We start from the raw sequence: 12,814 nt of genomic DNA on the forward strand, positions 1-12,814 counted from the left end.
CTTTCATGGTCCAGACTATCATAGTCTCTGGGCCACTCAGCGGGGGGCAGATCAAGGCGTTGGGCAAGACCGGTCGGGAAAGCCATCAAGCGCGGCAGCAGGAGGTAGCTTCCGGCAAGTACAAGCACGCAGAAGACGATGGCCACCGCGGCCCGCCGGATGATTTTGCGCTGCTCGGCCTCTAAGTCCGTCACCTTCTCCATGGATCAGGCCTCGACCGATAGTTCCGCGCCGGCAATTGCTTCGATCACGCGGCAATCGCCCGCGCGACCGCCCTCGCAGGAAACAGCGACCTCCGCGAGCGCATCGCGCAGCGTCTCAAGCTGTGCGATGCGCATTTCGATATCCCGTAGATGGCGGCGTGCAATTGCCGCCGCCTCGGCGCAGTCGCGTTCCGGCTCGTCGGCGAGCGCAAGGAGCGAGCGGATCTCCTCGACTGAGAAGCCAAGGCCACGGCCATGTCGGATGAAGGCAAGGCGGCGCACGTCCGCGGCGCCATAGGTGCGCCGTCCCGAGGCGGTCCGCAGGGCGCGCGGGAGGAGACCAATATCCTCATAGAAGCGGATCGTGTTGACCTTGGTTCCGGTCCGCCTCGCCAGATCACCGATTGCCAGCAGCTTGGTCATGCCTCTTGATCCTCCAGTTACTGGAGATTGTATAGCTTATCCATGTCCAAACCCGAAAAAACAGTCTCAGCCGATGAGCGCTTCACGCCCGCGCTCGGGCGAGCCGGACTGACCGGCGCCTATGATTTCGCCATCAGGCTGCTAACGCGCGAGCGGCTGTGGCGAACCGCGCTCCTTGGGCAAGTGGCGCCGCGCAACGGCGAGACTATCCTCGATGTCGGCTGCGGCACGGGCAGCTTTGCGCTTCTGATGAAAGGTCGGGCTCCGGATGCCCGGATCATAGGGCTCGACCCTGATGCGGACGTTCTTCATCGCGCCGAAGCCAAGGCGAGAAGGGCAGGCGTGGAGATTGAGTGGCGCCAAGGCTTTGCAAGCGATGCGGCAACCTTGGGCGCACGCTTCGACAAGACCGTCTCGAGCCTCGTCTTTCATCAGGTTCCCTTGGCTGGAAAGCGAAGCGGGATTGCAGCGATGGCCGCAGCGCTGAAGCCCGGCGGGGAACTTCACATCGCTGACTATGCGGCGCAAACATCGCCACTGATGCGCTCGCTGTTCCGGCTGACCGTGCAGCGTCTCGATGGTTTCGCCGATACCCAGCCCAATGCCGAGGGCGCGATCGAGGCCATTCTTGCCGATTTGGCAGGCGGACCGGTAGCCCCCCTGCGAGCGATCCCGACGCTCACCGGCGCGATCAGCTTGTTCCTCCTCCAGGCTCCCAAAAACCTATAACGCGAACCATTTGCAGAAATGCTTGCTTCTACAGTTACTGGAGGTTGTAGAAGCAGCACATGGCAGATTCGGATGAAGCAAGCGGCTGTGGCTGCACTGGGGACAGCGCGCGCGCGGAGAAGGATCCGGCCTACCGGCGTGCGCTCTGGATCGTCGTGCTCCTCAATCTCGGCTTCGGCGCATGCGAGATCGTCGGCGGCTTTATCGCCGACAGCCAGGCGCTCAAGGCCGACTCGCTCGATTTCATCGGCGACGGGACGATCACGCTGGTAGGCCTCATCGCGCTCGGCTGGACCGCCGCAGCGCGCGCCCGGGTCGCGCTTGTGCAGGGCATATTCCTGTTGACGCTGGGGCTTGGCGTGATCGGCGTCGCTCTTTGGCGTGCCTTGACCGCGGTCCCGCCCGAGGCCGATCTGATGGGCGCTCTCGGCGTCGTAGCACTCATCGTGAACGTGACCTCGGCATTCGTACTCTCGCGGTTTCGCGAAGGCGATGCAAATGTGCGAGCGGTCTGGCTGTTCAGCCGCAACGATGCGCTCGCCAATGTCGCGGTCATTGTGGCTGCTGGGCTTGTCGCGTGGACGGACAGCGCCTGGCCCGACCTTGCGGTTGCCTCGGTAATCGCGGTCCTCTTCCTTCACTCCGCCTATGAAATCCTCCGCGGCGCGCGTACCGAGCTGCGCGAGTTGACGCAGACGGCTTGATCTTTGGAGTTCACTGCGTGGTCCTGCTTTTCCGTCTTCGCCTGTTCACTCTTCTTCTTGCAGCGCTGGGCGGCATCATGCTCTCTCCGGTAGCTGCGCGAGCGCAAGGCGGCGAGGTTCAGACCATTTGGCGGCTTCTCGACTATGTGGCTGTCGACTATGCCGGAGCAGTGTCGGGCGGCCGCGTCACGAGCACGAATGAATATGCTGAGATGACCGAATTCTCGGCGACGATCCGGACCGGCATCGCGGCCCTTCCTTCGAAGCCCGGACGGGCCAGGCTGATCGGCGAGGCCCAGGGGCTTGAGGCCGCCATCGCTTCAAAGGCAGCGCCGGAAGTGGTGGCGCAGAAGGCGCGAGCCTTGGCGAGTGATCTGCTGGCCGCCTATCCGGTGCCACTTGCGCCCGCCAAGGCGCCCGATCCTGCACGCGGCAGGGCGCTCTACGCCGAGAATTGCGCGAGCTGCCACGGCGCCAAGGGCGACGGCCGCGGTCCGCAGGCGGTTGGAATGGATCCGCCGCCGATCGCCTTCACCGACGCTGAGCGTGCGCGCAAACGCAGCCTGTTCGCGCTCTATCAGGTGATCGATCAAGGGCTCGACGGCACGGCCATGCAGAGCTTTTCGCATCTGCCATCGGAAGACCGCTGGGCGCTTGCAGCCTATGTCGGTGGTTTCGCGTTCAAGGACGCGGCGGCGGGCGAGCGCATGTGGAAGAGCAACGCCGCCCTGCGCCAGCGTTTCCCCGATCTCCAGGCCTTCACCAGCATGACGCCGGAGGAACTCGGCCGCGCTATAGGGCAGAATAAGGCGGATGCCGTCGTCGCTTACCTGCGCATGAACCCGCAGGCACTCAGCATGCCGACACCCGCATCGCTCGCGGTCGCACGCGAGAAGCTTTCACAAAGCCTCACCGCCTATCGCGCGGGCGACAGGCGCAACGCCGAGCGGCTTGCACTCTCGGCCTATCTCGATGGGTTCGAGCCGGTGGAGCCGATCCTCACTGCCCGCGACGCGACACTGATGGCGCGCATCGAGGGCGCGATGGGGGAATTCCGGACCGCGATCGGTCGCGGTGAGCCGGCAGAGGTACTCGCCGACAAGGTCGCCGTGATCGAGGGTCTGTTCGCAGACGCAGAGACCGTGCTGTCGCCCGATGCGGCGAGCGACGTCTCGACCTTCATCGGCGCACTCACCATTTTGCTGCGCGAAGGGCTCGAGGCGCTGCTGATCGTCGTCGCGATGATCGCCTTCCTCCGCAAGGCCGACCGGCCGGAAGTTCTGCCCTTTGTTCATGGCGGCTGGATCGCCGCGCTCGTTGCGGGCGGCGCGACCTGGGCGGTTGCGACCTATGCGATCTCGATCAGCGGCGCGAGCCGCGAACTGACCGAAGGGTTCGGCTCACTCTTCGCGGCGGTGGTGCTGGTCTCTGTGGGCATCTGGATGCACGGCAAGTCGCATGCCGAAAGCTGGCAACGCTATATCCGCGAAGCGCTCGGCAAGGCGTTGTCGCGACGCTCGGCCTGGTTCCTGTTCGGACTCGCCTTTCTCGTCGTCTATCGAGAGGCGTTCGAGACGATCCTGTTCTTCGCGGCGCTGGCGGCGCAAGGGCGCGGCGGCGTCATCGCGGCAGGTGCTGCAACCGCGGTCGCGGCGCTCGCCGTGGTTGCCTGGGCAATGCTGCGTTACAGCCGCGTGCTGCCGATCGGGAAATTCTTCGCCTACAGCTCGGTGCTCGTCGCCATCCTGGCAGTGGTGCTCGCCGGCAAGGGCACGGCCGCGCTCCAGGAGGCCGGGCTCATCGACATCACGCCGGTCGCGCATGTGCCGAGGTTGTCGATGCTCGGCATCTTCCCCTCATTGCAACCGCTGCTGCTCCAACTTCTCGCGCTCGCGATCCTGTGTGTTGGATTCTGGTATAATGGTCGAAGGCATGCGACAGGCACCGCCGCGGCCGAGTAGAAGCGTCCTGTGATGGCACCGCGTCGCTCAGCTAGCGTCCGCAGAAAGCGTCTCGATCAATGGGCATCCGGCATGCTCGCCTGCATCACAAGCGCGCACGACTTCATGAAGAACCTCTTCCATCCGCCGCAGATCGAAGAGCCGTGCGCGCACGCTTGCGAGATGCGCGGCGGCGATACCGCGCGCATCCGCGCATGACACCTCACCTGCAGCGGCAATCCCGATCAGTGCGCGGATCTCTTCAAGCGTAAAGCCGAGCTCGCGCGCACGGCGGATGAAGCGCAGCCGCCTGACATCGTCAGCATCATAGCTGCGATAGCGGCCCCGCCGGCTCGCCCTTGGCGTAAGGCCGATTCGCTCATAATAGCGGATCGTCTCGATGTTGCAGCCAGCCTGGCGCGACAGTTCCCCAATCGCGATCATCTCTCCGCTCACACGTGCCTTCCGAAAATAATGGCTTGAGTCTGTAGCTACTACAGACGGTATGACCTCCTCATGACAGATTCAAGGAGTCGTTGATGCGGACCGGTTCACGAGGCGGAGCGCGAACAAGTGGAGCGGTCCTGTTGACGCTCGGAGGCGTTACGGCCGCCTTTGGCGTGGCTGCTTGCTGCGCCTTGCCTTTCCTGTTCACGACTGTGGGGATCAGTGCCGCCTGGTTCGGCGGGATTGCGACGACGGCGGCCCCTTATCGCGATCTTCTGTTGTGGCTGAGCGCGCTCAGCCTTGCCGGAGGCACGCTCCTGCTCTGGCGGATGCAACGTTCTACCGCCACTTGTGATTCAGAACGTGCCTGCACCCCGGTGTGGCTGCGCTTGATCCTCTTCATCGGGCTGCTCACCGGCGCGGCCCTGCTTTGGCTCGGCTATTCCTATGTCTGAGCAGGCGCCTCAGCTCGAATCGACGCTCACCTGTCCGCACTGCAACTTCGTGAAAACAGAGATCATGCCGACCAACGCATGCCAATATTTCTACGACTGCGCCGGTTGCGGTGCGGTCCTCCGGCCGAAGCATGGTGATTGCTGCGTCTTCTGTTCATTCGGCAGCATTCCTTGCCCACCGATCCAGCTTGAAGGCAGAAGCGCGGCCAGCTGTGGTGATGCGACAGCGCCGTTCTCCCATATTTGAGAGGTGGCGCCGCCTTTCTTGGACCGTTTGGCGGCTGAGTTACGCTCATCCGGTTGTCGTTCATGCCGCCGTTCTGGTCATCAGAGCAGGGATCATGCCCCCTCCGAATCTGGAGCGCCCATCCGCCGGTGGGGCACTACCGCAGCTTGCTTGAATAGCGAGCCGCATATCTAATTTGCCAGAAGCCAGTTCACATCGGTCCTCAGCAATTCCTCGGTGGCGCCACCGACTATCCGCTCTTTCCACCGGCCTTGCGCCCGAGCGCCCGCCACCAGCAGGCCATAGCCGTCGCGCCGGGCAATCTCAGTCATCGATGCAGCCGCACCTTTGCCATTGTCGGGAACATGGTCGTGTTGTGCGTTCATATCGCGGGCGCAAAGATAACGCTGCACGGCGCTGAGGCACTCCGATGACGCTTCGTCGCCCACGCCTACGATGAGGATGGTTTCGGCCCGCCGCAGGATGGGTAGGGCTGCCCGCAAGGCGCAACGCGACTCCCGGCAATCCTTCCAACCGATCAGCACGCGTCGAAAGGCCTCTCGCGAGGTTGCAGCACCCAAGCGAAGAATGGGCGTGCCTGTGGCGGCAGCGAGATCGACGGGATCGGCCTGCGCCACCTCGCTCTCCCTCGGCAAACTCATGATGATGAGGTCGGCCAGCAAGCCGTGCTCGCGCAGGACGACGGCAGGATCAGCAATGCTGTCGCACCAATCGGTCGTGACTGAGGAGCCTTGCGTCAAGCGATCGAATGTTGCTCGCGAAGTCGCGATCGCTTGACGCATTTCTTCTTCCCGAGCCATCGATTGAAGAGGACCGCGGACGAGGGCATCAGCGAAGGACATGCCCGTAGGCCATGCTGGGCAAACGGCCACGAGGGAGCCCTTGTGCTCGTTGGCAATTTGCAATGCCGCCTCGAGACGTTGCTCGAGGGGGCCATCAGGGGTTGCGTCCACGACGAGGCTGCGCAGTATCTCCGGGGTCATTTTCTTCCCTCCTTTTCTCGGCTGAGATTGGTTTTACTGATAACAGCGTTCGATCGCTCTGCTGGTTGCAGAATGGCTTTGCCGATGCTTTTCCAGTAGACCAAAATTGGCCGCGACCTTCTCCACATCTATGTTGCAGAATGACTATTCTGACCTTGGCGAAGTCATGCGCGATATTGGCATGATTCGATGTCCGCGTTCGACAACTAGCTGTCGACTAATAAATGCATGATATACCAGCACATCAAGCCAAAATCAGCAAATGAATCCTTTTCTGAATTGGTTGGCGTGCTATAGGGCGCCCGCCATGGGACGCTTCCTCGCTTTGATCCTGACGTGCCTCGTCTCGCTGTCGCTGACCGCGGGCACGGCTGCGCGCGCGGCCGAACCCATTAGATGCGTGGGTTCAGATGCTGCGGCGCACCTCGGCTATGTCGATGACGTTCGCGAGCAAGTTCCGTCTGAAGATGACAAGGCGGCAGCGCACCATCACGGTAGCTGCCAGGGTGAACAAGTAGGCGAGCCCGAGAAGGAAGGATTCGCCACCCAAGCGCATCTGCGCACAGCGCCGCCCTTGCTTCCGAATGCGAAGGCTCGCGTCTCGAGCGCGCCCGATCCAAATCACCGACCTCCAAAGGCATGACGATTCCAGCCTAGTCCCATCCGTGGGACTCCCCCGGAATTATCAGGAGTCTTTCGATCATGCACCGATTGCTCGCGGCCTTGCTGGCCGCGACCGCTTGCGCGAGCATCGCGCAGGCCCAAACCGCGTCGCCGGTTGATACCGGAGCCGCTCAGCCCCAAAGCACGTCGCCCGCCTTAATAGGCCCATCTTTCACAGTCGATCGCGCTCTCGAACTTGCCGGCGTCGTTTCGCCGTCGCTCGAAGCCGCCACGGCGGACATTCGCGCTGCCGAAGCGGGACGGCGCGTCGCGGGGCTCCGGCCCAATCCAAGCGTCATGGTCGAAGCTGAAAATGTCGCTGGTTCCGGCCCGTACCGTGGCACGCAGAGCCTCGAAGCGACCACATCGCTTACGCTGCCGATCGAACTCGGCGGCAAGCGATCGGCTCGGATCGCCGTCGCGGACGCTCGAACCGACCGGGCCACCATACAGGCCACGATCGCACAAGCCGATCTCCGGCTGAACGTCATTCGCGCCTACGCGGAGGCCGCCTCGGCGGAACGTCGGCTCATTACCGCCCGCGATCAGGCCCGTATCGCAAATGAAACCCTGCGCGCCGCGCAGGTCCGCGTGCAGGCGGGCCGCGCGTCGCCGATCGAGGCAGAGCGAGCGAACGTAGCACGGGTCAATGCCGACGCTGCGCTAACGCGGGAAGAACGGGCTGTCGAAGTCGCGCGGTTCACCCTGTCGCGAATTATCGGCCAACCCATCGCGGGGCCGCTCGACACGGACTGGTTCTCCCGCGCGCCCGCGACCTATGGCCCCCTCCGGCCAATAGACAGCACGGGCACGCTCATGATGGCGGCGGCCAATGCCGACTTCGCTATCGCCGACGCCGGCGTGCGCCTCGCGCGCTCGCAGCGCGTTCCCGACCTGACGCTTGGGGCCGGCGCGCGCCGGCTCGAACAGACCAATGACACGGCGGCGATTTTCAGCCTGTCGATCCCGATCCCGATGTTCAACAACGGCCGGGCGGCGTTGAGCCAAGCCACCGCCGAACGGCAGAGCGCGGACGCGCGGCGACGCCTCACGGCACTCGATGTGGACCAGGCCATTGCGCGCGCCCAAGCCGATGCCGCCAACGCCGCCACAAATGCGGCGGCGGCCAGTGGACCCGCGCTCGCGGCGGCCGAAGAAGCCGCCCGCATCGCCCGCATCGGCTATCGCGAGGGCAAGTTCGGCCAGCTCGATCTACTCGATGCCGAACGCACGCTCGCCCAGACACGGGCGGCTGCGATCGACGCGCTGCTCTCCTACCACATCGCCCAGGCGCAGCTTGAGCGGCTTACCGCCCGCGCGCCGATCACACAGGGGGAATGACAAATGAAAACCCGTACCATGGCGATCTTGCCGCTCACGCTGGCCGCACTCCTGATGGCCGGATGTTCCGGCGGCGAGAAGGCGGCGGACGACGCGCAGAACGCCACCACGGCCAAAAATGGCGCGGCATCCGAAGAGGGAGGTCATGCCGACGAAGAAGGCGAAATCGACCTTAGCGCCGATCAGATTCGCAAAGCCGGTGTCGAGCTGGTCCGCGTGATCCGCAGCGGTGGGGGTGCGTTGACCCTCCCCGCAACGATCGAAGGCGACCCCCAAGGTATGCAGGTCGTGTCCGCCGCGATCGGCGGGCGTGTCGTCTCGCTCACGCGCAACCTCGGCCAGTCCGTCGGACGCGGGCAGACGCTCGCTGTCATCGAAAGCCGTGAAGCGGCATCGCTCAACGCCGAAATTGAGGCCGCGCGGGCCAGACTGGCGCTCGCCGAGAGCAATCTCCGTCGCGAACAGCGTCTGTTCAACGAGCGTGTGTCGCCCGAACAGGATCTGATTGCGGCCCGCACGGCAGCCACAGAAGCACGCATCGCGCTGCGTCTCGCGCAGCAACAGGTGTCGGCCGCTGGCGGCGGCGGCGGCGCGCTCAATCGCATCGCGATCAATGCTCCCCTCTCGGGCCAGGTCGTCGCGCGCAGCGTGACGCTGGGCCAGACGGTCGCCGCCGATGCCGAGCTGTTCCGCGTCGCCAACCTCGGGCGGGTCGCGGTGACGCTGGCGCTGTCACCGGCTGATGCCGGCAAGGTGCGCCCCGGCTCTCAAATCGAGATCCTGGCGGGCGATCGGCGATCGGTGGCGCGGGTCGATTTCGTCTCCCCAATCCTCGATGAAACCACGCGCCTTGCGAGCGTGATCGCGGTCATCGACAACCGAGCCGGCCAATGGCGCGTGGGCGAGCCCGTGACGGCGGCGATCCAGCTTGCGGGCAGCGGCCCCGCATCGCTGCTCGTGCCGCAAAGCGCGGTACAGACCGTCGAAGGCAGGTCCACGGTGTTTGTGCGCACCGACCATGGCTTCAAGGCGACCCCTGTCACGCTCGGAAGCCCGAACGGCGACAACGTGGTCGTGACGTCGGGGCTCAAGGGCCACGAACAGCTCGCCGGCCCCAATAGCTTCACCCTCAAGGCTGAGCTCGGAAAGGGCGAAGCGGAGCATGGGCACTGATCATGATAGACCGCATCGTCACATTTTCCGTCGAGCGTCGCTGGTTCATCCTGCTCATGACGCTCATCGCTGCGGCTATCGGAGGCTGGGCGCTTTCGCGCCTGCCAATCGACGCCGTTCCCGACATCACCAACAATCAGGTGCAGGTGAACATCGCCGCGCCGGCCCTTTCACCCGAACTGGTCGAGAAGCAAATCGCTTTCCCGATCGAAACCGCGCTCGCCGGGGTTCCCGGCCTTGAATACACCCGGTCGCTCAGCCGCAATGGTTTTGCCCAGGTCACGGCGGTCTTCACGGATTCGACCGACATTTACTTTGCGCGCCAGCAGGTCGCGGAGCGGTTGCGCGTCGCGGAAGAAAGCCTGCCCGATGGTGCGGTGCCGACGATGGGGCCGATCGCGACGGGCCTGGGCGAAGTCTATATGTGGACTGTCCGTTTCCAGCACCGGAAGGAAGACAAGCACAAGCCGGGCGAGCCCGGCATGCAGCCGGATGGCAGTTACATCACGCCAGAGGGCGACCGGCTTGTCAGCGAGGCCGATCAGGCGACCTATCTGCGCACCGCACAAGACTGGATCGTCGCGCCGCTGCTGAAGAATACGCCGGGCCTTGCCGGCGTCGATTCGATCGGCGGCCATGTGAAGCAGTTTCAGGTCATTCCCGACGTCCAGCGGCTTGCTGCACTTGGGCTGAACCTGACCGATCTCGCCCGCGCGCTCGAAGAGAATAACGTGGGCGTCGGCGCGGGCGTGGTCGATCGTGGCGGCGAGGGCCTCGCTGTCCGCTCCGACGCGCGCATCCGCAATGTCGGCGAGCTGGCCGGCACCGTCATCGCGACCCGCGAAGGCACGCCGATCCGGCTCGACCAGGTGGCGCAGGTGCGTCTCGGGCAGGCGATCCGCTACGGCTCCGCGTCGGAAAACGGCAAAGAAGTCGTCGTCGGCACCGCGATCATGCGGATCGGTGAAAACAGCCGCACCGTTGCCTCGGCGGTCGCGGAGCGGCTTGATGGAATCAATGCCTCGCTGCCGACCGACGTTGTGATTCAGCCGGTGCTTGATCGCACAGCGCTGGTCAATTCGACGATCAAGACGGTGGCCAAGAACCTCACCGAAGGCGCGCTGCTCGTCATCGTCGTGCTATTCGTGCTGCTCGGCAATTTCCGGGCAGCGCTGATCGCGGCACTGGTGATCCCGATCACCATGGCAATGACCAGCTTCGGCATGTTGCGCGGCGGCGTCTCGGCCAATCTGATGAGCCTCGGCGCGCTGGACTTCGGCCTGATCGTCGACGGCGCGGTCATCATCGTCGAGAATGCGCTGCGACGCATCGCTGAGCGGCAACATCATTACGGCCGCACGCTCGCACTCGACGAACGGTTGTCGGTCGTAGCGCATGCCGCCCGCGAAATGATCCGCCCGTCCGTGTTCGGGCAGGCGATCATCATCCTCGTCTATGTGCCGCTGCTCACGCTCACTGGCGTCGAAGGCAAGACCTTCACGCCGATGGCGCTGACGGTCATTATGGCACTCGTCTTCGCCTTCATCCTCTCGTTGACCTTCGTGCCGGCCATGCTGGCGATCTGGCTGTCGAAGCCGGTCGAAGAGAAGGAAGGAAGGATCATGACCTGGCTCAAGCACAAGTACGAGCCGGGCCTTGATCGCGCGATGAAGCGGCCAACGCTCACAATGGGCGTGGGTATCGGCGCCTTCCTTGCCGCGATCCTGACCTTCTCGTTCCTGGGCCAAGAGTTCTTGCCCCAGCTTGATGAAGGCGACCTGACCGCCCAGGTGCTCCGCGTGCCGGGAACGTCAATCGATCAGAGTCAGGCAATGCAGTCGCGGATCGAGCGGGAACTCGGCAAGCTGCCCGAGGTGCGGTTCGTTTTCTCCAAGACCGGTACGGCGGAACTCGCCGCCGACCCCATGCCCCCCAACATCTCCGACACCTTCATCATCATCAAGCCGCGCGATGAGTGGCCGGACTCGGGGCTCAGCAAGTCCGACTTGGTGGCGAAAGTCGAGAAGACGCTTGAAAGTCTGCCGGGTGGTGCGTTCGAGATCACCCAGCCCATCCAGATGCGCTTCAACGAGCTGATCGCCGGCGTGAGGGGCGACATCGCGGTCAAGGTGTTCGGCGACGACACCGACGCGATGAACGCGACGGCCAATGCTATCGCGGCTGTCCTGCGCAAGACGGAAGGTGCCGTCGACGTTCGGGTGGAACAGACCGAAGGCCTGCCGATGCTCGACATTCGGCCGCGCCGCGACATCATGTCGAGGCTCGGCATCACCGCGCAGACCGTGCAGGACACCATCTCAGCCGCGATCGGCGGACGGGACGCCGGCATGATCTTCGAAGGAGATCGGCGCTTCGCCATCACCATCCGCCTGTCGGATGTGGCGCGCGCCAATCTGCAAACGCTCGGTCAGGTGCCGGTGCCGCTGCCGAATGGGGGGTTCGTGCCGCTTCAAAGCGTCGCCGACATTGGCGTGACCGATGGTCCCAACCAGATCAGCCGCGAAAATGGCAAGCGGCGGGTCGTCGTGCAGGCGAATGTGCGCGGTCGTGACGTGGCGGGCGTGGTTGCGGATGCGCAGGCTGCTATCGCGAGCGAGGTGCGTCTCTCCACCGGGCAATATCTCGATTGGGGCGGCCAGTTCGAGAACCTACAATCGGCGAGCGAGCGGCTGATGCTCGTGGTTCCGGCCTGTTTCGCGCTCATCATCCTACTGCTCTACGGGGCCTTGGGAAGCATGCGTGATGCAGCGATCGTCTTCACCGGCGTGCCGTTGGCGCTGGTGGGTGGCGTGCTCGCCCTGTTCCTGCGGGGCATGCCCTTTTCGATCTCGGCGGCGGTCGGCTTCATCGCCCTGTCCGGCATTGCGGTCTTGAATGGACTCGTCATGGTGACATCGATTCAGGAACTGATGGCCCGAGGCATGGAGCGCGCGAAAGCCGCCCGTGAAGGCGCCATGATGCGTTTGCGCCCCGTGGTCATGACGGCGCTGGTCGCGTCACTCGGCTTCGTGCCCATGGCGATCGCGTCGGGTGCGGGCGCCGAAGTTCAAAAGCCGCTGGCGACGGTGGTCATCGGGGGGCTCATCTCGGCGACCCTGCTGACGTTGTTCCTGCTGCCGACGCTCTACGCGCGCTACGGGCGCAGGGAGACGGATATTCCGCCGCCGGACAAGCGGCCCGACCCGGGATCGTCCAATCTCGTCAAGGCTTCCCTGTGAGTCCTGGTGGCCGCCCTATCGGCAACGGGCATCCCTGTAAGAGGCGGGCGGCTTTGCCGTCCGCCGCATCAGACACCAGCGAAAAGGCAACCTGACCATGGAGGAAAACACCCATTCTATATAACCTCCTTTGACGCTTTCACACGTGCCGATCATTCGCGCAATTTGCCCTCGGCGAGCGCGGCATATGGCGGAAATGCCAGAGATGGAGAACTTCCACCGCTTTGCAATGTAGTCTGTGGCGGGTCGCCTTGGGGTGGGCAAAGG

Annotated in this window: 12 protein-coding genes and 1 pseudogene; 9 read left to right on the forward strand and 4 right to left on the reverse strand. The window is 64.2% G+C overall.

Features of this window, described 5'->3' with window-relative positions; genetic code table 11:
• Nucleotides 1-203: pseudogene (locus tag AX681_RS22850) on the reverse strand (hypothetical protein); the annotation flags it as partial.
• Between the two features lie 3 nt (nt 204-206).
• Nucleotides 207-626, reverse strand: a complete 420-nt coding sequence (locus tag AX681_RS11010) for a MerR family transcriptional regulator (protein ID WP_066664361.1) — start codon at nt 624-626, stop codon at nt 207-209.
• Nucleotides 627-668: 42 nt separating this feature from the next.
• Here AX681_RS11010 and AX681_RS11015 point away from each other — a divergent pair, with 42 nt between their 5' ends.
• From AX681_RS11015 to AX681_RS11025, 3 genes are all read left to right on the forward strand, one after another.
• A complete protein-coding gene (locus AX681_RS11015) occupies nt 669-1,355 on the forward strand; it encodes a class I SAM-dependent methyltransferase (protein WP_066664359.1) in 687 nt (228 codons plus the stop codon).
• Between the two features lie 59 nt (nt 1,356-1,414).
• Entirely contained in the window at nt 1,415-2,059 is a 645-nt protein-coding gene (locus AX681_RS11020) for a cation transporter (RefSeq protein ID WP_066664357.1), read from the forward strand.
• 77 nt (nt 2,060-2,136) lie between these two features.
• Nucleotides 2,137-4,020, forward strand: a complete 1,884-nt coding sequence (locus AX681_RS11025) for an FTR1 family protein (protein ID WP_226998782.1) — start codon at nt 2,137-2,139, stop codon at nt 4,018-4,020.
• 27 nt (nt 4,021-4,047) lie between these two features.
• Here the strand turns inward: AX681_RS11025 and AX681_RS11030 are convergent, their stop codons facing one another.
• Nucleotides 4,048-4,443, reverse strand: a complete 396-nt coding sequence (locus AX681_RS11030) for a MerR family transcriptional regulator (protein ID WP_066664352.1) — start codon at nt 4,441-4,443, stop codon at nt 4,048-4,050.
• A 143-nt stretch (nt 4,444-4,586) separates the two neighbouring features.
• On the opposite strand from AX681_RS11030, the gene AX681_RS11035 reads away from it, so the two are divergent.
• The gene (locus tag AX681_RS11035) at nt 4,587-4,901 is read left to right on the forward strand and encodes a mercuric transporter MerT family protein (RefSeq protein ID WP_231733841.1); all 315 of its coding nucleotides are present in this window, start codon (nt 4,587-4,589) and stop codon (nt 4,899-4,901) included.
• Nucleotides 4,894-5,148 (forward strand): GDCCVxC domain-containing (seleno)protein, encoded by a 255-nt coding sequence (locus AX681_RS23200; protein WP_072599028.1) that lies wholly within the window; start codon nt 4,894-4,896, stop codon nt 5,146-5,148. Before AX681_RS11035 ends, AX681_RS23200 begins: the two co-directional genes overlap by 8 nt.
• Nucleotides 5,149-5,318: 170 nt before the next feature.
• Here AX681_RS23200 and AX681_RS11040 read toward each other — a convergent pair whose 3' ends face one another.
• A complete protein-coding gene (locus tag AX681_RS11040) occupies nt 5,319-6,131 on the reverse strand; it encodes a universal stress protein (protein ID WP_226998777.1) in 813 nt (270 codons plus the stop codon).
• 307 nt (nt 6,132-6,438) lie between these two features.
• On the opposite strand from AX681_RS11040, the gene AX681_RS21960 reads away from it, so the two are divergent.
• From AX681_RS21960 to AX681_RS11055, 4 genes are read left to right on the forward strand one after another with little or no spacing between them, the layout of a single operon-like run.
• The gene (locus AX681_RS21960; RefSeq protein WP_072599051.1) at nt 6,439-6,774 is read left to right on the forward strand and encodes a hypothetical protein; all 336 of its coding nucleotides are present in this window, start codon (nt 6,439-6,441) and stop codon (nt 6,772-6,774) included.
• A 59-nt stretch (nt 6,775-6,833) separates the two neighbouring features.
• Nucleotides 6,834-8,135, forward strand: a complete 1,302-nt coding sequence (locus AX681_RS11045; RefSeq protein WP_066664347.1) for a TolC family protein — start codon at nt 6,834-6,836, stop codon at nt 8,133-8,135.
• 3 nt (nt 8,136-8,138) lie between these two features.
• Nucleotides 8,139-9,308, forward strand: coding sequence for an efflux RND transporter periplasmic adaptor subunit (locus tag AX681_RS11050; RefSeq protein ID WP_066664345.1), 1,170 nt, complete (start codon nt 8,139-8,141; stop codon nt 9,306-9,308).
• A 2-nt stretch (nt 9,309-9,310) separates the two neighbouring features.
• Entirely contained in the window at nt 9,311-12,547 is a 3,237-nt protein-coding gene (locus AX681_RS11055; protein ID WP_066664343.1) for an efflux RND transporter permease subunit, read from the forward strand.
• Nucleotides 12,548-12,814: the final 267 nt, after the last annotated feature.

This window comes from Sphingomonas sp. CCH9-E2, assembly GCF_001557215.1.
In the GTDB taxonomy this organism is placed as follows: Bacteria; Pseudomonadota; Alphaproteobacteria; order Sphingomonadales; family Sphingomonadaceae; genus Sphingomonas.